This window comes from Rhizobium sp. BK275 (genome assembly GCF_014193555.1).
Lineage (GTDB): Bacteria > Pseudomonadota > Alphaproteobacteria > Rhizobiales > Rhizobiaceae > Rhizobium.
In genome coordinates this window covers 562,948-584,636 of the sequence record NZ_JACHZL010000003.1, presented here as the reverse complement: position 1 = coordinate 584,636, position 21,689 = coordinate 562,948, and the positions used below count along the sequence as shown (strand labels likewise).

Sequence of the window (21,689 nt, the reverse complement as noted above, 5' to 3'; positions counted from 1 at the left end):
GAGGAAGCCCCGGATCGAAATCCGGGGCTCCAATAGTCAATTAGGCGACGACGTACGGCAGCAGGCCAAGGAAGCGGGCGCGCTTGATCGCCTGGGCGAGTTCGCGCTGCTTCTTCTGGGAAACGGCCGTAATGCGGGACGGAACGATCTTGCCGCGCTCGGAAATGTAGCGCTGCAGGAGACGGACATCCTTGTAGTCGATGCGCGGAGCGTTTGCGCCGGAGAACGGGCAGGTCTTGCGACGACGATGGAACGGACGACGGACCGGAGCGGAGGAAGATTCAGACATTCTTATTTCTCCTTATGCACGGTCTTCGCGGGGAGCGCGATCCGGACGCGGGGCGCGCTGGAAATCGCCGTCACGGCGCGGCGGACGGTCGCCGAATTCGCGGCGCGGGCCACGATCGCCGCCTTCACGCGGGCCGCGGTCGTCACGGTCGCGCTTCTGCATCATGGCAGACGGGCCGTCTTCGTGCTTTTCAACAGCGATGGTCATGTAGCGAAGAACATCTTCGCTGATGCGCATCTGGCGTTCCATTTCCTGGATCGCAGCTGCCGGTGCATCAATGTCCATCAGGGCGTAGTGAGCCTTGCGGTTCTTCTTGATGCGGTAGGTGAGGGACTTGAGGCCCCAGTTTTCGATGCGCCCGACCTTACCACCGTTAGCTTCGATCACGCCCTTGTACTGTTCTACGAGGGCATCGACCTGCTGCGTGGAAATATCCTGTCGGGCAAGGAATACATGTTCATAAAGAGCCATGACAGCTTTGCCTTTCTTGCGTTGATCAGAACCCGGCATTCGGCGGCTAAGCCTCAACGACTGCTCCTGAGAGGCGATAAGCGCCAAGCAAGAAAAGCGTTTCCGAGACGGTCGAGAGCGGAGACACGGGAGGCTGGAACGCTTCCGTTCCGAACGGCTCGCAAGAAGCAAACCGGCCCTCCGTTCAGCCACCAGCCAGAAGACCGGGTTAACGAACAGGCGCGCTTATACGGATTTTTGAGCGAAAGGCAAGGGAAGGAGGCAAGAAACCTTATTTTGTCACTTCGGGCCGGAGGAAAACGGTCTGCCCTGGCGGATTGTCGACGAAGAACTGGTCGTCGGCAATCAGTAGCGACTGTGTTCCGCTCTTATAGGCGAAATTCAAAGTCTCTGCCTCCGCCATGCGGCCGGTGAGGTTGATCGTGATCGTATCCGCGCTGTCGGCAAAACTGATCTGCAGCGTGTTGCCCTGCCGTTCTATGATTGCATCCGCCATGTCGCCCCGGTCGGTTCCATCAGAGCTGAAGCGCATGATCTCCAGGGGATTATTCGTCTCGATGATGTCGTGACCATCGCCCTCGGCAAAATGATAGGATGATTGCACGGTGGATGTGCTGTTGATGGCGACATAGTCGTCGCCCTTGCCGCCGGAAATATTGTACGCCGCTGCCGTCGCATTGACGGAGATGATGTCGTTGCCATCGCCGCCATCGATGCTGCTTGCATTGACGGCCGTCACGTCGATAACGTCATCTCCGCTGCCGCCATCCACGCTGAATACATTCCGCGAGCGGACGGTTATCGCGTCGTCGCCTTTGCCGCCGTCTACAGCAGACGCAAAGGCGGCCGAACTGATGTTGATGATATCATTGCCCTCGTCGCCGTAGGCACTCCTCACGCTGGTGGTGCTCTGAAGCAAAATCGTGTCGTCGCCTTTGCCTCCGTAGGTGGAGCCGATGCCCTGGACTAGATTTTCAATAGTTCCGAGCGGACCGCTGACGGGAGCGGTCGTTTCGATTGAAATATGATCGTCACCTCGGCCGGCATCAACCCAGCTGACATTTCCGCCACTGACGATAGAGATCGTGTCGTCGCCTGCGCCCGACTTGATGTGTTGTACGGACGGATTGGAGGTCTGCTCCTGGTTTTTTCCCCCGGCGCGAATGTTGATGACATCGTCGCCGCCTCCGGTCGATAGCTTGCTGACCTCGTTGGCCGTGATATCGACGATGTCGTTTCCCGAGCCCGTCTTCACCGAGGCAGAGCCATCGGGAGAGTTGATCAGCACGCCGGCATTGCCCTTCGCATCCATGATGATCCGCATGATGCTGTCGATTGCGCCGCCATTGGCGCCGGCCGCTGTGACGGCGACCTGGGCGAAGACGCCGGGTTCGTGTTTGCTGCCGCCATTGTTGATCGACGCGCTCTGCAGCAATTGAAGCGCATACTCATCGCGGAAACGGGCATGAAATGTCGTCGAAATGCTGATCACTGCAAAGCTCCTCCCGTCTTCCTTGCCTTCTCATGAAGCCGAAGATCGCTAGCCGCTATCATGGCGGGAAAAATCAATTGCTGAAACTGAGGGTATAGTGCCTTTGATTAGTTAAATGCCACTTAACGGCGAGGCGCGAAATACAACCACAAACGGTGGTCGCCGCCTGCCGAAAATGAAAAAGGGCGCGATTGCTCGCGCCCTCAAAATATCGGCATCCGGATGCCCTTAGAGCGGCATCGGATACTGCCGGTGAACCTTCTCGATTTCATCAAGCACATCGCTGCTGAGCTGCACGTTCGCTGAGCCGATATCCGTCTTCAACTGCGCCATCGAGGTCGCACCGATGATGACTGACGTCATGAAGTGGCGGGTCAGGCAGAAGGCAAGCGCCATCTGGGCGGGGTCGAGGCCGTGCCGTGCGGCGATGTCGAGATAGGCCTTCGTCGGCGCTTCCTGCAGCGGCTGCAGGCGGCCGCCGAGGTCGCCGTTGATCGAGGCGCGCGTGCCCTCGGGCTTCTCGCCGTTAATGTACTTGCCGCTTAAGATTCCGGCGGCAAGCGGCGAATAGGCCAGCAGCCCGACATCTTCATGGTGGGAGAGCTCCGCCATGTCGAGATCGAAATGGCGGTAGAGAAGATTGTATTCGTTCTGGACGCTGGCGACGCGCGGCAGGTTCATCTGCTCGGAAAGCGTCACATATTTCTGCGTGCCCCAGGTCGTCTCATTCGACAGGCCGAAGGCGCGGATCTTGCCCTCCTTTACCAGTTCGCCCACCGTCTCCAGAATGTCGGTCATGTTGGCGACGGCCTTGGCGCGATCCTGCTTGAAGGGATCATAGTGCCAGCTTTGGCGGAAATGGAAATGGCCGCGGTTCGGCCAATGGATCTGGTAGAGGTCGACATAATCGGTCTTCAGCCGCTTCAGGCTGGCCTCGAGCGCAATGCGGATATTCTTGGCATCGGCGCCTTCGCCGTTGCGGATATAGGAGCGGCCGGTGCCGGAAACCTTGGTAGCGAGGACGATATCCTTGCGCCTGCCGGTCTTTTCGAACCAGCTGCCGATGTACTCTTCCGTGCGGCCCTGCGTTTCGGCCGAAACCGGCGTGGTCGGGTAAAGCTCGGCAGTATCGAAGAAATTGATACCTTCCTGGACGGCGTAATCCATCTGCTCGTGGGCTTCCGCCTCGCTGTTCTGCGTGCCCCAGGTCATAGTGCCAAGGCAAATCTCGGAAACGGAAATATCTGTGCGGCCTAATTTATTGTATTTCATCGGGGACCTTGGACGTCAGCTAAGAAAGGAAGGGCTTGGGAAGAGCCGCGCAAATCTAGGCTGGATTTGCTGAAGCGCAAGAGAAAAAACCGGCCTTTCCCGCTGGGGCGAAAGGCTTTGGAGAGAATCCGCCGCCACTTGACTCTGAAAGAAAGAATGTCAATTGGAGGCGAAATGGCCCAATGGGCGCTATCGAGGGACTAAAGATGACCATTGCTTTCACTTTTCCCGGCCAGGGCAGCCAGGCCGTCGGCATGGGCAAGGATCTCGCCGAGAATTTTGCAGAAGCCCGCGCCGTTTTCGAAGAGGTCGATGAAGCGCTCGGTGAGAAGCTGTCCGATGTCATGTTCAACGGTCCCGAAGACAAGCTGACGCTGACGGCAAACGCCCAGCCGGCGCTGATGGCTGTTTCCATGGCCGTCATCCGTGTTCTCGAAGCCAAGGGGTTCGACCTGAAGGCGAAGGTTGCCTATGTCGCCGGCCATTCGCTCGGCGAATATTCCGCCCTCTGCGCTGCCGGCACCTTCTCGATTGCCGATACGGCGCGACTTTTGCGCATCCGCGGCAATGCCATGCAGGCAGCCGTGCCTGTCGGCGTCGGCGCCATGGCCGCCATCATTGGCCTGGAGCATGCCGACGTGCAGGCCGTCTGCGAGGAGGCTGCAGCGATCGGCTCCTGTCAGATCGCCAATGACAATGGCGGCGGCCAACTCGTTATATCAGGCGAGAAGTCGGCCGTCGAAAAGGCCGCCGGCCTTGCGACGGACAAGGGCGCCAAGCGTGCCATCCTGTTGCCGGTTTCCGCTCCCTTCCACTCCAAGTTGATGGCCCCGGCAGCGGATGCCATGCGCGAGGCACTCGCCGGCGTGAAGAAGGCCAACCCGGTCGTGCCTGTCATCGCCAATGTCCGCGCCGCGCCCGTCACTGATGCCGAGGAGATCGCCAATCTTCTCGTCGAGCAGGTTACCGGACAGGTCCGCTGGCGCGAGACGGTGGAATGGTTTGCCGCAAACGGCGTCACCACGCTTTATGAACTCGGCGCCGGCAAGGTGCTGACCGGCCTTGCACGCCGCATCGACAAGACTATCAATGGTATCTCGGTCAACGGCCCTGCCGATATCGACGCTGCCATTGCCGCTCTCACCGCCTGATTGCCCCATTTCATATAAGGAACGTTCCCATGTTCGATCTTTCCGGCCGCAAGGCTCTCGTCACCGGCGCATCGGGCGGCATCGGCGAGGAAATCGCCCGCCTTCTCCATAAGCAGGGCGCCATTGTCGGCCTGCACGGTACCCGCGTCGAAAAGCTGGAAGCCCTGGCAAACGAGCTCGGTGAGCGCGTCAAGATCTTCCCGGCGAACCTGTCGGATCGCGATGAGGTCAAGGCTCTCGGCCAGAAGGCGGAAGCCGATCTCGAAGGCGTCGATATTCTCGTCAACAATGCCGGCATCACCAAGGATGGTCTCTTCGTGCGCATGAGTGACGAGGATTGGGATGCCGTTCTCGAAGTGAACCTGACGGCGACCTTCCGCCTGACGCGCGAGCTTACGCACCCGATGATGCGCCGCCGCTATGGCCGCATCATCAACATCACCTCGATCGTCGGCGTCACCGGCAATCCGGGGCAGGCGAACTACTGCGCCTCCAAGGCAGGCATGATCGGCTTCTCGAAGTCTTTGGCGCAGGAAATCGCCACCCGCAACGTGACCGTCAACTGCGTTGCTCCAGGCTTCATCGAAAGCGCCATGACCGGCAAGCTGAACGACAAGCAGAAGGAAACGATCATGGGGGCGATCCCCATGAAGCGCATGGGCACCGGCGCCGAAGTGGCGTCTGCCGTCCTCTATCTCGCCTCTTCGGAAGCGGCCTATATGACGGGTCAGACCCTGCACGTAAACGGCGGCATGGCCATGATCTGAAACGATTAGCTGCCGCAGCCGCCGATTTCAGCCAATAGCGTGTTGAGCAATCACGAACGGTTGATTTTCTGGCTTTGCGGCAGACTTAAAGCATGTTAAGCGGGCCATGACTGTCAACAGTCGTCCCGAAAAAAGCAGACGGACCGGCGGGCTTTTCGCAAGCCTGGGACTTCTCTAAAGCCGGGTAAACGAGTTTGCCGAGGATGTCTGAACGCATCGCAGGCTGAAACAGGGTAGGGATGTCAGAAGGACATTCCGATCAGGACATAAGGTCGAGGAAACCGACATGAGCGATATCGCAGAACGCGTAAAGAAAATTGTTATTGATCATCTTGGCGTCGATGCCGACAAGGTCGTCGAGAGCGCCAGCTTTATCGACGATCTGGGCGCTGACTCGCTCGACACGGTCGAACTGGTCATGGCCTTCGAAGAAGAATTCGGCGTTGAAATTCCCGACGATGCCGCTGACTCGATCCTGACGGTCGGCGATGCCGTGAAATTTATTGAGAAGGCTCAGGCCTGATACTGTGCATTCGAGAAAGGGCGGGCCAAGAGTCCGCCCTTTTCTTTTGAGCATGTTTCTCCATAAAACATAACAGACGGGGGAAAGCAGTCGATGAGAAGGGTCGTCATAACAGGTACCGGCATGGTATCGCCCTTGGGATGCGGAACGGACGTTACCTGGTCCCGCCTGCTCGCGGGAGCAAACGGTGCCCGCCTCGTGACCGAATTCGAGGTCGAAGACCTTCCCGCCAAGATTGCCTGCCGCATTCCCGTCGGTGACGGTTCGGACGGTACCTTCAATGCCGACGACTGGATGGAGCCGAAAGAACAGCGCAAGGTAGACCCCTTCATCATTTACGGCATGGCTGCCGCCGACATGGCGCTCAAGGATGCCGACTGGCATCCCGAGACCGATGAGGACCAGATCGCCACAGGCGTGCTGATCGGCTCCGGCATCGGCGGCATCGAAGGCATTGTCGAAGCTGGCTATACGCTGCGCGACAAAGGCCCGCGCCGCATCTCCCCCTTCTTCATTCCCGGCCGTCTGATCAACCTCGTCTCCGGCCAGGTTTCCATTCGTCACAAGCTGCGCGGCCCGAACCATTCGGTCGTCACCGCCTGCTCCACCGGCGCGCATGCCATCGGCGATGCCGCCCGTCTTATCGCGCTCGGCGATGCCGATGTGATGGTTGCCGGCGGCACGGAATCCCCGGTCAGCCGCATCTCGCTCGCCGGTTTTGCAGCCTGCAAGGCGCTCTCGACGCAGCACAATGACGACCCGCAGAAGGCTTCACGTCCCTACGATAAGGACCGTGACGGTTTCGTCATGGGCGAGGGCGCCGGTATCGTGGTTCTCGAAGAGCTGGACCATGCGATTGCGCGCGGCGCCAAGATCTATGCCGAAGTGGTCGGCTATGGCCTTTCCGGCGATGCCTTCCACATCACTGCGCCGTCGGAAGACGGCGAAGGCGCGTTCCGCTGCATGACCATGGCGCTGAAGCGCGCCGGCCTGACGCCTGCCGATATCGACTATATCAATGCCCACGGTACCTCGACTATGGCTGATACGATCGAACTCGGCGCCGTCGAGCGCCTCGTCGGCAATGCGGCATCGAAGATCTCCATGTCATCGACCAAATCCGCGACCGGCCATCTGCTGGGTGCCGCCGGCGCCATCGAGGCGATCTTCACGACCCTCGCAATTCGGGATAACATCGCCCCTCCGACGCTCAATCTCGACAATCCTGAGCGAGAAACCGCGATCGATCTTGTTCCGCACAAGGCTCGTGAGCGAGAAATCAATGTGGCGCTATCCAACTCGTTCGGATTCGGCGGCACGAATGCATCGCTCGTGCTGCGCCGCTACGTCGCGTAACAGGCGGTTCACGAGCACGGGCGAACGTCAAACGGCGTCATGAAGCGCGGCAGAACCTGTTTTTGCCGCATTACTTCGCGAAATAGCGAAGCGGGGGCCAAGTTTTAGAGGATTGCCGGTGAGCGATACGACCAACCAGAGCAGCGAGAACGGCCAGCCGGCGCAGAAGGGACCGATCATCCCGAAGTCGCCGAGCGAAGCCCTGCGCCCGGAACGCGTTCCCGAGCCTCCGAAGCGCTCCAGGAATGCCCGCAGCCAGGTCATCCTCTTCTTGAATTTCGTAATGACCATGGCGGTGGTCGTCTGCATCGCCGGTCTCATCGGCTTCTATTACGCCATCACCGCTTATCAGAGCCCCGGTCCGCTGCAGACGAACACCAACTTCATCATCCGCAATGGCGCAGGCCTTTCGGAAATCGCTTCGAATCTCGAGCGCAATCTCATCATCTCTGATGCCCGCGTCTTTCGTTATCTGACGGCGACTCATCTCAACGCCGGCGAAAGCCTCAAGGCCGGTGAATACGAGATCAAGGCGCATGCGTCCATGAACGAGATCATGGAGCTCCTGAAATCCGGCAAGTCGATCCTCTATTCCGTCTCCTTTCCCGAGGGGCTGACGGTGCGGCAGATGTTCGATCGCATGCTGGACGATCCGGTTCTCGAAGGCGACCTGCCGGCGGCCCTTCCTTCGGAAGGCAGCCTGCGGCCCGATACTTACAAGTTCTCGCGCGGCACCAAGCGGTCCGAGATCATCGACCAGATGGCTGCCGCCCAGCAGAAGCTGGTCGACCAGATCTGGGAACGGCGCGATCCTTCGCTGCCTTTGAAGAGCAAGCAAGAATTCGTAACGCTCGCCTCGATCGTCGAAAAGGAAACCGGCGTGCCGGATGAGCGCGCTCATGTCGCCTCCGTCTTCCTGAACCGTCTCGGCAAGGGTATGCGTCTGCAGTCTGATCCGACCATCATCTATGGTCTCTTCGGTGGCGGGGGCAAACCCTCCGACCGGCCAATCTACCAGTCGGATCTGAAGAAAGAGACGCCGTACAACACCTACGTCATCAAGGGCCTGCCGCCGACACCGATCGCCAATCCCGGCAAGGACGCGCTGGAAGCCGTCGCCAATCCCTGGAAGACGCAGGATCTCTATTTCGTCGCTGACGGAACCGGCGGCCATGTCTTCGCGGCGACGCTCGAAGACCACAATGCCAACGTCAAGCGCTGGCGCAAGCTGGAAGCCGACAAGGGCGCCGATCCCGAAATTGTCGTCGACGGACAGCCGGAAGACCAGCCTGCGGACAACACATCCGCGGTTCCGTCGAAGAAAAAGAAGATCAACTGATATCCGGAGGCCTTCGATGGCATTGCAGTCCATGACCGGTTTTGCGCGGCGCGAGGGAACGGCCGGCCGCTGGCGCTGGGCATGGGAACTGCGTTCGGTCAACGGCAAGGGGCTCGATGTCAGACTTCGCCTGCCGCCTGGCCTGGAGCGCCTCGAGACGGATGTTCGCCGTATCGCCGGCGAGAATTTCAGCCGCGGCAATCTGCAGGCCACGCTGTCCCTGACGACGGGTGAAAGCCAACTTGAGGCCGTGCTCAATCAGGATGCTTTCGCTGCCGTTCTCGCCATGCGCGACAAGCTGGAGGGCCTGATCGATCCGGCACCGCTGCGGCTCGACACGCTGCTTTCCATCCGCGGCCTCGTCGATTTTCGCGAGACGCAGGACAGCGAAGAGACGATTGCCGCGCGCGATGCCGATATCCTGTCGGGACTGATGGCTGCTCTTTCCGATCTCAGGACCATGCGCGAGCAAGAGGGAGCAGCGCTTACCCGCGTGCTTCTCGGACAGATCGCGACGATCGAAGGCTTGACGAACACGATCGAGGCCGATCCCTCGCGCTCGCCGCAGGAGATCGCGGCAAGGCTTTCGGCACAAGTCGCGCTCCTCATGGAAGGAGCCGGCGCGCTCGATCGCGACCGGCTGCATGCCGAAGCAGCATTGCTCGCCACCAAGGCGGATCTGCGCGAAGAGATCGACCGGCTGAAGGCCCATGTGACTGCCTCTCGCGATCTCCTGGTCAAGGGCGGTCCCGTTGGACGAAAGCTCGATTTCCTTGCACAGGAATTTAACCGCGAATCGAATACGATCTGCTCGAAGTCGAACGCTTCGGCCATCACCGCAGCCGGGATCGAGCTGAAGGTGGTGATCGATCAGTTCCGCGAGCAGGTCCAGAATTTGGAGTAGGACATGAGCCCGGCGAAAATCTCGCCCATCCAGATCGCCCGTCGCGGTCTGATGCTGGTCATCTCGTCGCCCTCGGGCGCCGGTAAATCCACCATCGCGCGTACGCTCTTGGAAACGGACAAGCAGATCGGTCTTTCCGTCAGCGTCACGACCCGCCAGCGGCGGCCGAGCGAAGTGGAAGGCGTGCACTATCATTTCAAGAGCGTGCGGGAATTCGAGCGGCTGCGTGATTCCGATTCTCTGCTGGAATGGGCCGAGGTTCACGGAAATTTCTACGGTACGCCCCGTGAGCCCGTTGAGCAGGCTATGTCCGAAGGCCGTGACATGCTGTTCGATATCGACTGGCAGGGCGCCCAGCAATTGCAGCAGAAGATGCAGGCTGATGTGGTCTCGATCTTCGTGCTGCCGCCGACCATGACCGAGCTCCAGTCCCGCCTGCACCGCCGCGCCGAGGATTCCGAGGAGGTCATCCAGACGCGCCTCGCAAACTCCCGTGCCGAAATCGCCCACTGGCGCGAATATGACTACGTCATCGTCAATGACGACCTGAACGCCGCCCTCGATGCTGTCCAGTCGATCGTCAAGGCAGAACGTCTGCGTCGCGACCGCCGCCATGGCATGTTCGATTTCGTCCGGGAATTGCTTGAGGAAACGCCAATACTCTAGAGCCTTTCCTGGTTAGCTTGAAGCATTCTGCCGGAGCAGGTTTGTGTCAGGGCAAAGGCGATTGGCGACGGGCATACCCCAGGTACGTGCGAGCCGATCGCCTTTGATCCTGGCGCAAAGATGCCTGGCCCTAGCTGATTTGCAAGCAAACCACCGGGGTTGGCTGAAACGGGCCGTCTGATCGACCGGCCGGCTTGGCCGTAGATCTGGGCTACGACGCGCGCCGGCCGGTCGACCATCCGACTCCGTTTGAGCCAACAGAATGCTGCAATCTAACCAGGAAAGGCTCTAAAGGCTGTTCGCCAGCCGGCAGAATTCCTCCACCGACAGTGTCTCTGCACGCCTGGCCGGATCGATGCCTGCTTTGACGAGCAGGCTTTCCCCGCCGATCGGCTTCAGGCTCTGGCGCAGCATCTTACGGCGCTGGCCGAAGGCGGCCTGCGTGACCCTTTCCAGATTGGCGACCGAACAGGGGATGGGATTTTCGTTCGGCGTCAGATGCACCACCGTCGAGATGACTTTCGGCGGCGGCGTGAAAGCCTGTGGCGGAATATCGAATGCCATGCGGGCATGGGTGCGCCATCCCGTGAGCACGCCGAGACGGCCATAGTGATCGTCATCCTCCGAGGCGACGATCCGCTCGGCGACCTCCTTCTGGAACATCAGCGTCAGAGATTGCCAGAAGGGCGGCCATGCCTTCGGCAGCAGCCAGTTCACCAATAGCTGGGTTCCGACATTGTAGGGCAGGTTGGCGATGATCTTGACAGGGCCTTCCGGCGCTATCGCCTCGAAATCGATCTTCAGCGCATCGCCCTCGATGACATCAAGCCGGCCGGGATAATGATCGGCGATTTCGGCCAAGGCCGGCAGGCAGCGTGCATCGCGCTCGACCGCGATGACCTTCTTTGCTCCGAGCGCCAGGATGGCCCGCGTCAACCCGCCAGGGCCGGGGCCGACTTCAAAGACCGTCGCATCGTCCAGCGCACCGGCTGTACGGGCAACCTTCTGCGTCAGGTTGAGATCGAGAAGGAAGTTCTGCCCGAGCGCCTTGCGCGCATCGAGTCCATGACGCTGGATAATCTCGCGAAGCGGCGGCAGACCGTCGAGTGCAGCCATCAACGCTGGCTTTCCGCGGTACGGCCAAGCTGAGCGCCGAGCTTGAGCGCAGCAACGAGGCTCGTCTCGCGTGCAAGGCCCTTGCCGGCAATGCCGAAGGCAGTGCCGTGGTCGGGCGATGTGCGCACGAAGGGAAGGCCGAGCGTTACATTCACCGAATCATCGAAGCCGAGTGCCTTGGCCGGGATCAGCGCCTGATCATGATACATGCAGACGGCGACGTCGTAACGCGTGCGCGCTTCGTCGTGGAACATCGTGTCGGCGGGCAGGGGGCCGATCGCATCGATGCCCTCGTCACGAAGGATCTGTACCGCCGGATGAATGATGGTCTCATCCTCCTTGCCGATGGCACCGCCTTCACCGGCATGCGGATTGAGCCCTGCGATCGCGAGCCGCGGAGCCGCGATGCCAAACCGCTGCTTCAGATCCCTGTCTGCTATCCGGCAGGTCTCGACGATCAGGCCGAGCGTCAACGCCTGTGGCACATCTTTCAGCGGAATGTGGATGGTGACGGGAATAGCGCGCAGTTTCGGCCCCGCAAGCATCATGACGGGCCTGACCGATTGACCGGTCGCATGCATGGCAAGATCGGCAAGGAATTCGGTATGACCAGGAAATTTGAACCCTGCCTCGTAGAGCACCGACTTGGCGATCGGATTGGTGACGACCGCAAGCGCCTCGCTCTGCATGACGAGTGCTACCGCCGCCTCGATCGAGGCGATCGTACCCTTTGCCGTCGCGACATGCGGCTCTCCTGCCGCAACATCGACGCCTGCGGGTATCACCAGGACAGGCAGCGCGTCCGCAAATACACCGAGGCTTTCGGCTGCATTGTCGATGCTGCGCAGGGGAGCATCAAGGCCGAGCTTTCGTGCCCGTACCGCAAGCACATCGGGGTCGCCGATCAGGAAGAAGGGCGGCAGTCCAAGCTCGCGTCTGCGAAGCCAGGCCATGAGGGCGATATCAGGCCCAACGCCGGCCGGGTCGCCCTGCGTCAACGCAAGCGGTCGCGAAAACGGTGTCGCCATGGAAAAATCAGCGATAGATGATCTGCGCGTGCTTGCGCAGTTCATCCAGATATTTGGTGCTGTTTTCGTTTTCCGGCGCTGCGGTCTTGTCTGACTTGGACTTGTCGAGGTCCTCCTGCCGGAACACCATTTCGGCTGCCTGGTCATCCGAAACCTGGCGCTGGCTGCAGATTGCCAGATATTCCACGCCCTTTTCGGTTACGCGCGTTGCCGTCGTATTACCCTTGATCTGAGCCACGAGGTCTTTCCATTCCGCCGGGATTTCCGGAGCCAGCATGCGGCCGAGATCGCGCACAGAAACATCCCGCATCGTGGCGGCGAAGGTCTTTGCCTGATCGCATCCCGGATATTTGGAGCGCGAGGCCTCAGCCTCGCTCTTGCGCTTGGCCGTGATCGCGTTGCGCTTGGCCGGCGGGACCACGAAAATGATCTGCTGCAGAATATACTCCGTCGTCACCGGCTTCTGCTTGTTGTTCTGCATCATGCGGTTGACCAGATCGTAATTCGAGATGCGCGCGCTGGAGCCGTAACGCGCATTGACGAGACGCGGCCAGCTCATCTGCACGGCAATGAAGTTCTTGAAATGATCGACACCCACGCCGGCGCGGTCGAGGATCTGTGACATCTGCTCGACGGAAAGCTTGTTGCTGGCGGCGAAACGGGCAAAGGAGGCGTTGACATCGTCCTGCGAGACGGACATGCGCACGCGAGCGATTTCCTGCCGCTTCAGCGTCTCGTCGACCAACTGTTCTTCTGCGGCTTTGGCATCGGGTTTCTGGCGCTGCAGTCGCATGAAGGCCTGCCGCTTGGCGACATCGCCGCTGGTAATCGCAGTACCGTTTACCACCGCCTTGACCTCGCTGGCCGCGAAGACAGAGGTGCTGAAGGCAGCAAGCATGAAGGCTGCGCCTGCAATGAGCGTTGTTACGGTTTTCTTCGCGTCAATCATCTGTTGACCTCCCCGATAGCGCCGCACGACCCGGCGCGCGGCGTTCTTACCATAGACTGAGACGAGCGGAAATCGCATCTCTGGCTCCGCGACACCCCATGCCTCACATAACGATTGGTCGCAATGTCCTGCACAGGCTTACGGCGAAAGAATGGCCCGGCCGGAGATTTCCGGCCGGCCATCTGTCGTCAGAGGCTATTTGCAGCGTCACCCGTGCCCAGTCGGATATCGCCAAGCGTGCGGAAGGTCAGGCGTGCCGCGATCGTCCAGTCGCTTGCCGACTGATCCGTCGAATCGTTCCTATCCATCCAGGCGATGGTGAAGATGGTGCATTCGTCCTCATAGGAAATGCCGAGCGTCTGTCTCGTAACGACGTCGCTGTTCAAATCCCAGGCGATGCCTCCGAAGATCGACCAGTAGTCCTTGAACTTGACCCGGCTGCTCACCTGAACCTCATCCTGGTCATCAGCGAAGCCGTATGCCGGCTGGGCGCCCACATGCGTATAGGTCACCTGGCCCGAGAAGGTATCGTTCTGATAGGCCGTCGTCAGGTCGCCGCGATTGAGGGAGAAATCCTTCTGGTCCAGCCGGTAGGATGCCGCCAGGGAGAGGCCGAAGGGCATTTCGATGCCGCCCAGCCCCACATAGTCCGAAACGTCGTTCTCAAGGCCGGAATCGGCGCCGGCATTCACGAGGTCGTCGGTCGCAAACGAATTCAGACCGGCGAGTTGATAGGACTGTCCGAAGATGCCGTGCAGCTTGTAACCGCTGTCGAACGTGCCGGTATACTGGAAACCGACATTGGCGCGTGTGCCGCCTTCGATACGGTCATAGCCGGAGAACCTGTCACGGTCGAACAGATTGGTCGCATCGAAGACGAAGCTCTGCGCGTCTTCATTCGGCAACCGGCCGGCGAGCGGTTCATCCGGTCGCGCATAGATCTGGGCGATCGGCTCGAGAACATGCGTGCTGTTGCTGGTCGTGAACAGGATCGGGTAACGCATTTCCAGCCCGGCCGTCACCATTCCGCGCGTTGCCGCATTATCGTCCAGATAATTGCCGGCATAGGGAACGCCGTTCTCGACCGGACTTTCCATGTTGAGCGCCAAGGCATCGCCGCGTGCTGCGAGCAACGGCGTGATAACCAGCCCGGTAGGCGTTACGTAGGTGCGCTTCCACTGTATTTCCGTGCTCAAACGAGTGGTCTGACCTTCCAGGCCGGGGAAGCGATTGAAACCGTCGACAGTGGTAAAGTTTTCTTGAGAGCGCGAAAGATTGGTCAGATTCACATCGGCGGAAAGCTCACCGCCTGCGAGCGGCTGCGGCGCGACATAGTGATAGTCAAGCGTCGGATAGACGATCGGCTGCTGCTCTTCCGCGGTGTTGCCAGAATCGGCGTCCTGTACGTCGAAATAGAAGGCGCGCAGGTCGAAGTAATTCCGCTTGCCGAGACCCGTCAGATAGGCGGTATTGATCTGCGGCGAACCGTCGTAACCTCTGATCTTATAGGTGCGCGAGAAGTTGTTGTCGCTCTGCACCATGACATCCCAGCCGAAGCTCCAGCGGGGATTGATCATGAAACGCCCCGCCGACCCGATCATGCCACGCTGTTTGGCTTCGGCGTCGCTGGTACCGGCACTGAAATTACCGGGGCTCATCTGATCGATGCCGGCAATATGCATCGTCACCGTGCCGTTTTCGAAGCGGCGGCGATATTCCCCCTCGAGCATGAAGCCCTGCGAGGTGTAGCCGGTGCCCGTGACGGTGAAATCCGAACTCGGGGAGATGACGTAATAATAGGGAACGTGCAGACCGTAGCCGATATTCTGCGAAACGCTCATCGTCGGGAACAGGAAGCCCGACTTGCGCTTCACGGTATTATCGGGGACCGTGATCCACGGAACGTAGGCGATCGAACGGCCAAGCAGCTGAAAGCGGGCGTGCTCGAGCCGGATCGTGTGCTTCTGGTTGTCCTGAATGACGCGCTGCGCCTTGACCTGCCAGAAGGGTGCGCGTTCGGGCTTTTCGGCGCAGGGCAAGCAGGCGGTGTAGACGCCTTTATTGAGAATCATCTGCGTACCGCCGACTCGCTGGCCGGTTTCGGCAACGAGGCGGGTATTGTCGCTTGTCTCAATTCGCAGCGCATTCATGAAGCCGTCTGCGAAATTGTCGGTCACATCGAGGTGGTCGGCATAGATTCGGTTGCCGTCGGGCGTCACCATCTCGATGTTGCCGGTCGCCATCATGCGGCCGGTCTTCTGGTTATAGTCGACCTTCTGGGCAACCAGCCTGTAGCCGCCGTAGTTGATCTGCACGCCGCCGATCACAGAGACGAGCTCCTGGTCCTTATTATAGACAAGCTCGTTCGCTGACAGCATCAGCTTCGCATCCGGCGAGATATTCTGGCCGATTGCAGGCATGCCTGTACTGTTCTCCTGGCCGTAGGCCAGCGGAGCATTTTCAAAATAGGAACACAGAGCTGCGCCCAAGAGCAGGGCAACCAACTGTTTACTAAACACCTTGCGGTCGCCTACCGCCACTAGCCATCCTCCTGATGAAGCAGGATCGTCGCGCCTAAAGCGAGCGCCACGATCACTGGTATCCAAGTCGCCACAAACGGCGGCACGACACCGCTGCTTCCAAATGCCTTTACAAGCACGGTGACGACATAAAGCATGAAGCCTGAAAGGATTCCACCCAGAATCACAGAGCGTGACTGGTTGAACCGGCTAAATTTTAGAGACACTGTTGCAGCAATGAGAGTCATGGCCACCAGGAGCAGCGGCTGCGACAGCAGTGAGTTGAATTGAGTCTCAAGCGCCTTCGTGGAGATTCCGAAGGATTTGGCAGCAGCGATACGGTTGGAAAGATCAAAGAAACCAATTGTTTCCGGCGCTGTGAGCCGCTCCTTGATGAAGTCCTGCTTCAGGTTCGTACGAAGCTGTTCCGAAACCTTACGCACCGGGATTTCCCCAGGCTTGCGTTCCATGACGTTGTTAAGCTGCCAGTAACCATCTTCCAACTTAGCGGATGAGGCATCCTGCCTCAGAATGACCTGACCGCTGCTGTCAAAGTGGATAAGGACCGCGTCCATGAGCAGCGTGCCGTTCTCCAGTACGGTCTTGGCGCCGATGATGACATCGTCCCGGCCGCTGATCTGGCGCAGCCACGGAACCTGCAGCGCCCTGATCATGGCATTGTCCTGACCGCGCCACGCCGTTTCGAATTGTGTTGCCTGCCGTTGGCCCCAGGCGGCGAGCGGATTGAGCGCCACCACCGTCAGCACGCCGAGAATCAGGGAGCCGGCGATAAAAGGCAGCATGAACTGCCAAACCGAGATGCCGGCCGCACGGGTGACGACGAGTTCATATTTCCGGTTGAGCCCGATCAGCACGGTAATGCCGACGAACAGCGCCACGAAGGGGATGGTCTGCTGCAGGATCAACGGCAGTCGAGCGGCAGTGAGCAGCACAGCACCACCCAGCGTGTAGCCGGGAAAGCTGGAGATGCGGCTCGCCGTCTCGCTGAAGTCGAGCAGAAAGGTGATGGCGCTCATGCCGACCAGGAACCACATCGTGGTCACGACATACCGGCGGAAGAAATACCGCGACAACGTCCCGAAAATCATCGCGCAGCGCCTCCGCCGGTCCGACCCGTCGTGGCAAGTACCCGCTTCTGCGCGCGCTTCCAGAGTGTCGAGGTGCGATTTCTGACGGCGAGCGGCATGGCAAGCCGCTTATGCATGTTCAGGAAAATAATCGAAACCAGGCCGGTCACGATCGGGATCGCATAGAGGATCGGGATATAGATCGTGTTCTTGTCGATCTGGTTGGCAACGTAAAACGCCGCCCAGCGCAGTATGAATGCGAGGCCCAGCGCACCCACCATCGGATGCATGCGCGCCTCGCGGTGCGATCGCGCATCCCCGGCTATGGCAAGCGAGAAAAGCGCAAAAACGAAGGGAAGCATCCAGTCGGTCAGGCGGCGATGCAGTTCGGCGGTATAGCTGCCGGGCTTGGCGATATAGTCAGGATCTTTCGGATCGGGATTGAGCAGGAAAGCGAGATCGCGGTCGCTGGCGCGAAGCGTCGCCTGTCCGTTATTCTCCGTCATATCCGAAAGGTCGAAGGAATAGGAATCGAACTTGATGACGGAGACGTTTCCATCGGGCGTTTTGCGATGGACTTCGCCGTCATGCATGATCAGCGACGTGCCGATATCATCCACGGCGCCTTCGCGCGCATAATAGATGAGCTCGTTATTCGGCTCGCGCTCGTCGGCGACGAAAAGGCCCTTCAGCATGCGGCCGGCGAGCCGCTGCGAGATCTGCACATAGAGGCCTTCATCGATCTTGCGGAAGGTCTTTTCCTCGATCACCGACGAAAGAAGATCGGCATAGGTTGCGGCGATCATCTGCCGCACGACCGTCTTCGCGCGCGGCTCGACGACATTGTCGACGAAAAACGAGAAGACGCTGATGAGGACCGCCAGGAGCAGGATCGGCCGCGCCAGGATGGTGCGGCGGGCGCCGGCGGCATCGATCACGGTCAGCTCCGAATCGTTGTTCATCGTCGTCAGCGTCTGGGTAATGCCGATGACGAGAGCGAAAGGCAGCACGATGGGAATGATCGACGGCAGGATCAGCGTCGCAAGCGTGGCGAAGGAGCCGATCGACTGGCCGCTGTCGGTCACCAGGTTGATGCGCTGCAGAACCTGGGTGGTCCAGATGATCGCAAGCACCGGGAGCAGGGCCACGAGAAACATCTGGCCGACACGCCGCAATATATATGTCTCAAGTAGTTTCATGCTCGCCCTTGAAAGCACCCGCAGGCCGATATGGCCGACAGGAGATTCCCTCTACGCTGTTTGTCGCGGTTTTGCGACAAGGCCGTGTCAAAAATTCATTCAAATTTCAGAATTTTTTTGTCGCTGTGGCGACTCAGTGAGTGCCATCAGCGCTGCGAATATGACAACCGAGGAGAGCCACGCCAGCACCACATCGGATAAATAATGTGCGCCGAAGGAAAGCCGCATCGCCGGCGTCAGGATGGAAACGGCGGCAACGGGTGCCACAAGCGCATAGCGCACCGACTTCGGAACGAAGATCAGCAGGCAGAACAGCCAGCCCGCGCTCGCCGCTTCGCCTGATATGAAGGAACAGTTCGAGATGCATTTGCCCGCGAGCGAACCGGCTTCGGCAAAGTGAAGCGTACCGCCGAAGAAATCCGTCTGCACCGGACGCGGCCGGCCCCAATGTTCCTTGAGGATCACATTGACGAGAAGAACGGGGCCGATGAGCAGCGTGCCGAGCGCGACCTTCAGATCGCGGGCGCGCGGGGCGTTGAATGTCGCGCCATGTTGTTGATAGCATTCGGCTAGCTTCCACAGCATCACGGCGGTGACGACATAGGGAACGTAAAAGAAGAGGGTGCGCAGCAGGCCGAGGATTGCCTCGCTCCGATAGGGAAAGGAGCCGCAGACCTGCGTTGCGGGTGCCGATGCGCCACATGCCTCATGGACGAAAAAAAGCTGGGAAAAATAAATATCTATCTCGGGAAAGGCCCGAAAGAGGCCTAGCAGCAGCCACCACACCCAGAAGAGCAGGACAAAGACGCCGAATGCCGTTTGCGGCAGGCGAATTGCCGGACCCCGCCATCGATTTTTCGAAAAAACTGTCAACGCAAACATCTACGAAACTGACGAAAACCTTTTGGCCGGGCGGCCGCGCGGAACATAACAACTGTCGCCGGCCATTGACAGACCCGCCAAACGCGAAATTATCCCCCTGGAACGGATTTAATGAATCCCATCGGAGAAGACATGTCTGCAAAATTCGAAATTTCATTCTCAAAATCGGCAAAGCTCAGCGGTGGTCTCGCAATCCTTCTGAAGGCTTCAGAGGCTGACATGGCGGCTGGGGCCGATATTGCCGATCCGGCGGGGGTGATCGCCAAGGCGTCGAAAATTGCACGCTTCTCTGCAAAGTCGTTGGCTGCTCTTGATCTGGTGGCACCGGAAGGCGCGCCCGTCGAGCGGATCATCGTCATCGGCCTCGGCAAGGCCGCAGACCTTACCGTCCATGACTGGCTGAAGGCCGGCGGCAGCGCCGCTTCGCGGATCAAGAACACCGAGAAGGCGACGATCTTCATCGATTCGCCGAGTGTGGAGGTCAATGCCAAGTCTGCGGTGGATTTCGCCCTCGGCATGCTGATGCGCGCCTACAGCTTCGATACCTATAAGACGAAGAAAAATGACGATGAGGACAAGCAGGCGAAGTCGATCAAGGTGACGATCGTCACGGCGGACGCTGCTGCGGCCAAGAAGGCCTTTGCCGATGCGGAAGCGATTGCCGCCGGCGTCAACCTCGCCCGCGACCTCGTCAACGAGCCGCCGAATGTTCTCGGCCCGGTCGAATTTGCCGCCAGGGCCAAGGAGTTGGAAAAGCTCGGCGTCGAGGTGGAAATCCTCACCGAGCGCGAAATGCGCCGTCTCGGCATGGGTGCGCTGCTCGGCGTTGCCCAGGGTTCCGTGCGTCCGCCGCGCCTTGCGGTCATGCAGTGGAAGGGCGGCAAGAGCAAGGACCGGCCGATCGCCTTCATCGGCAAGGGCGTGGTCTTCGATACCGGCGGCATCTCGATCAAGCCGGCCGCCAATATGGAAGACATGAAGGGCGACATGGGCGGTGCGGCTGCCGTCACCGGCCTCATGCACACGCTTGCCGCCCGCAAGGCGCCGGTCAATGTCGTGGGCATCATCGGCCTTGTGGAAAACATGCCTGACGGCAATGCCCAGCGTCCGGGCGACATCGTCACCTCCATGTCCGGCCAGACGATCGAGATCATCAACACCGATGCCGAAGGCCGCCTCGTGCTCTGCGATGCGCTTTGGTATTGCAACGACCGCTTCAAGCCGCAGTTCATGATCAATCTTGCAACGCTGACAGGTGCTATCATGGTCGCGCTCGGCAACAGCCATGCGGGGCTCTTCTCGAACGACGATCCGCTGTCGGCGCAGCTGACCGCGGCCGGTCTCGTGACCAACGAGAAGCTGTGGCGCATGCCGCTCGGCAAGGAATATGACAAGATGATCGACAGCAAGTTTGCCGACATGAAGAATACCGGCGGCCGCCTTGCCGGCTCCATCACGGCTGCGCATTTCCTGAAGCGATTCGTGCAGGATACGCCCTGGGCGCATATCGATATTGCCGGCACGGCGATGGGCTCGGTGCAGGATGAGATCAACCAGTCCTGGGGCTCCGGCTACGGCGTGCGCCTGCTCGACGAACTGGTCCGTGTGAATTACGAAACACGATGACGGAAATCCTCTTCTACCATCTGACGGAATCGAAGCTGGAAGACGCGCTTCCGCCGTTGCTCGACAAGAGTGTCGGGCGCGGCTGGCGTGTCGCCGTCCAGATGAAGGAAGCTGAGCGGCGCGATGCGTTGGATACGCATCTGTGGACCTACCGGGAAGACAGCTTCCTGCCGCATGGCACGGACGGGGCCGATTTCGCCGGGAATCAGCCCGTTCTCCTGACCATTTCGTCTGACAATTCGAATGCTGCCACCGTCCGCTTCATCGTCGACGGCGCCGAGCCGCCGCCCGCCGCCGATTATGAGCGGATCGTCTTCATGTTCGACGGTTACGATCAGGAGCAGCTTCAAGGCGCACGCGCCCAATGGAAGAAGCTGAAAGGCGAGGGGCATAGTCTCACCTATTGGCAGCAGACGCCGGAAGGGCGGTGGGAGAAAAAGGCCTGACGCGACCGTCAGGCGAGGCCCGCTTCCGCCAGAACCTTGTCGATGAAATCCTTCTTCGCTCCGGTATAGGCGGCGCGGCTCTCGGCATATTTCTGCGCGAGGCCGATCTTCAGCTCCTCATAGGCCATCGCGAGTGCCGGATCGTTTTGCAGCCGGTCACGGAAGAAAATGTTCCGCCGCCAGTTGAAGCCCTGATATTCGACGACATGGGCAAGATGCGTGCGCGTCTCGCCCGTAATGCCGCGGCCGAAGAGATGGTCGTCAGGTACGATGTCTGCGCCGGCGTAATCATAGCCGATCTTTGCCATCGGTTCGATGCAGGCAAGCCCGTCTTCGAGGCGGCGGACGCCGATCAGGATGTCGATGATCGGCTTCGCCTTGATGCCGGGGATGGCGGTGCTTCCGAAATGCTGGATGTCGATCGCCAGAGGGCCGAGCGCATCGCGAATCCTGGCCTCTTCCAGCAGATAGGCCTCCCTCCATTTGGCATTGGCGTCGGCAAGCCTGACCGCCAGATGCCGGACGCCCAAACCAAATGATTCATCCTGCTCCTGCTGCATGGAAACGCCCCTTGATATCGGCGCCGCTATCCTAGCATGTTGCCGG

Annotated in this window: 21 protein-coding genes and 1 pseudogene; 9 read left to right on the top strand and 13 right to left on the bottom strand. The window is 59.8% G+C overall.

The window, feature by feature from the left end:
* Positions 1-40 precede the first annotated feature (40 nt).
* The 4 genes from rpsR to FHT82_RS12780 all read right to left on the bottom strand — a co-directional run bounded on the left by rpsR (position 41) and on the right by FHT82_RS12780 (position 3,524).
* Positions 41-289, bottom strand: coding sequence for a 30S ribosomal protein S18 (rpsR, locus tag FHT82_RS12795; protein WP_007531286.1), 249 nt, complete (start codon positions 287-289; stop codon positions 41-43).
* Positions 290-301: 12 nt separating this feature from the next.
* Entirely contained in the window at positions 302-760 is a 459-nt protein-coding gene (gene rpsF, locus FHT82_RS12790) for a 30S ribosomal protein S6 (RefSeq protein WP_132651046.1), read from the bottom strand.
* A gap of 271 nt (positions 761-1,031) precedes the next feature.
* Positions 1,032-2,252 (bottom strand): hypothetical protein, encoded by a 1,221-nt coding sequence (locus FHT82_RS12785; protein WP_183730656.1) that lies wholly within the window; start codon positions 2,250-2,252, stop codon positions 1,032-1,034.
* Positions 2,253-2,480: 228 nt separating this feature from the next.
* Positions 2,481-3,524: an aldo/keto reductase gene (locus FHT82_RS12780; protein ID WP_183730653.1), complete on the bottom strand. Its 1,044-nt coding sequence runs from the start codon at positions 3,522-3,524 to the stop codon at positions 2,481-2,483.
* Between the two features lie 206 nt (positions 3,525-3,730).
* Between FHT82_RS12780 and fabD the strand changes: the two genes are divergently transcribed.
* The 7 genes from fabD (at position 3,731) to gmk (ending at position 10,230) form a co-directional block, all read left to right on the top strand.
* Positions 3,731-4,675, top strand: a complete 945-nt coding sequence (gene fabD / locus FHT82_RS12775; RefSeq protein ID WP_183730650.1) for an ACP S-malonyltransferase — start codon at positions 3,731-3,733, stop codon at positions 4,673-4,675.
* 29 nt (positions 4,676-4,704) lie between these two features.
* A complete protein-coding gene (gene fabG / locus FHT82_RS12770; RefSeq protein WP_183730647.1) occupies positions 4,705-5,442 on the top strand; it encodes a 3-oxoacyl-[acyl-carrier-protein] reductase in 738 nt (245 codons plus the stop codon).
* Positions 5,443-5,728: 286 nt separating this feature from the next.
* Positions 5,729-5,965: an acyl carrier protein gene (locus FHT82_RS12765; RefSeq protein WP_003547058.1), complete on the top strand. Its 237-nt coding sequence runs from the start codon at positions 5,729-5,731 to the stop codon at positions 5,963-5,965.
* 93 nt (positions 5,966-6,058) lie between these two features.
* Positions 6,059-7,321 carry a beta-ketoacyl-ACP synthase II gene (gene fabF / locus FHT82_RS12760; RefSeq protein WP_183730644.1) on the top strand — a complete coding sequence of 421 codons (1,263 nt, stop codon included), beginning with the start codon at positions 6,059-6,061 and terminating at the stop codon, positions 7,319-7,321.
* Positions 7,322-7,439: 118 nt separating this feature from the next.
* Complete coding sequence (mltG, locus tag FHT82_RS12755; RefSeq protein ID WP_183730641.1) at positions 7,440-8,660, top strand: endolytic transglycosylase MltG; 1,221 nt, start codon at positions 7,440-7,442, stop codon at positions 8,658-8,660.
* 16 nt (positions 8,661-8,676) lie between these two features.
* A complete protein-coding gene (locus FHT82_RS12750) occupies positions 8,677-9,564 on the top strand; it encodes a YicC/YloC family endoribonuclease (protein ID WP_183730638.1) in 888 nt (295 codons plus the stop codon).
* 3 nt (positions 9,565-9,567) lie between these two features.
* Positions 9,568-10,230 (top strand): guanylate kinase, encoded by a 663-nt coding sequence (gene gmk / locus FHT82_RS12745; protein WP_183730635.1) that lies wholly within the window; start codon positions 9,568-9,570, stop codon positions 10,228-10,230.
* Between the two features lie 12 nt (positions 10,231-10,242).
* Here the strand turns inward: gmk and FHT82_RS30675 are convergent.
* From FHT82_RS30675 to FHT82_RS12710, 8 genes and pseudogenes are all read right to left on the bottom strand, one after another.
* Positions 10,243-10,469 (bottom strand): annotated as a pseudogene (locus tag FHT82_RS30675) (hypothetical protein).
* A 49-nt stretch (positions 10,470-10,518) separates the two neighbouring features.
* Positions 10,519-11,346, bottom strand: a complete 828-nt coding sequence (gene rsmA / locus FHT82_RS12740) for a 16S rRNA (adenine(1518)-N(6)/adenine(1519)-N(6))-dimethyltransferase RsmA (RefSeq protein ID WP_183730632.1) — start codon at positions 11,344-11,346, stop codon at positions 10,519-10,521.
* A complete protein-coding gene (gene pdxA / locus FHT82_RS12735) occupies positions 11,346-12,374 on the bottom strand; it encodes a 4-hydroxythreonine-4-phosphate dehydrogenase PdxA (RefSeq protein WP_183730629.1) in 1,029 nt (342 codons plus the stop codon). The genes rsmA and pdxA overlap by 1 nt, the downstream gene beginning before the upstream one ends.
* 7 nt (positions 12,375-12,381) lie before the next feature.
* Positions 12,382-13,323: a peptidylprolyl isomerase gene (locus FHT82_RS12730; protein WP_183730626.1), complete on the bottom strand. Its 942-nt coding sequence runs from the start codon at positions 13,321-13,323 to the stop codon at positions 12,382-12,384.
* A 188-nt stretch (positions 13,324-13,511) separates the two neighbouring features.
* On the bottom strand, positions 13,512-15,863 hold the full coding sequence (locus tag FHT82_RS12725; RefSeq protein WP_183730623.1) for an LPS-assembly protein LptD: 2,352 nt from the start codon (positions 15,861-15,863) through the stop codon (positions 13,512-13,514).
* Positions 15,863-16,951: an LPS export ABC transporter permease LptG gene (gene lptG / locus FHT82_RS12720; RefSeq protein ID WP_183730620.1), complete on the bottom strand. Its 1,089-nt coding sequence runs from the start codon at positions 16,949-16,951 to the stop codon at positions 15,863-15,865. Before lptG ends, FHT82_RS12725 begins: the two co-directional genes overlap by 1 nt.
* The gene (locus FHT82_RS12715) at positions 16,948-18,129 is read right to left on the bottom strand and encodes an LptF/LptG family permease (protein WP_183730617.1); all 1,182 of its coding nucleotides are present in this window, start codon (positions 18,127-18,129) and stop codon (positions 16,948-16,950) included. The genes lptG and FHT82_RS12715 overlap by 4 nt, the downstream gene beginning before the upstream one ends.
* Before the next feature lie 99 nt (positions 18,130-18,228).
* Positions 18,229-19,002, bottom strand: a complete 774-nt coding sequence (locus FHT82_RS12710) for a phosphatase PAP2 family protein (protein ID WP_183730614.1) — start codon at positions 19,000-19,002, stop codon at positions 18,229-18,231.
* 141 nt (positions 19,003-19,143) lie between these two features.
* Between FHT82_RS12710 and FHT82_RS12705 the strand changes: the two genes are divergently transcribed.
* A complete protein-coding gene (locus tag FHT82_RS12705; RefSeq protein ID WP_183730611.1) occupies positions 19,144-20,637 on the top strand; it encodes a leucyl aminopeptidase in 1,494 nt (497 codons plus the stop codon).
* Complete coding sequence (locus tag FHT82_RS12700) at positions 20,634-21,083, top strand: DNA polymerase III subunit chi (RefSeq protein ID WP_183730608.1); 450 nt, start codon at positions 20,634-20,636, stop codon at positions 21,081-21,083. Before FHT82_RS12705 ends, FHT82_RS12700 begins: the two co-directional genes overlap by 4 nt.
* An 8-nt stretch (positions 21,084-21,091) precedes the next feature.
* On the opposite strand, the gene FHT82_RS12695 is transcribed toward FHT82_RS12700, so the two are convergent.
* Positions 21,092-21,643 carry a GrpB family protein gene (locus FHT82_RS12695; protein WP_183730605.1) on the bottom strand — a complete coding sequence of 184 codons (552 nt, stop codon included), beginning with the start codon at positions 21,641-21,643 and terminating at the stop codon, positions 21,092-21,094.
* Positions 21,644-21,689: the final 46 nt, after the last annotated feature.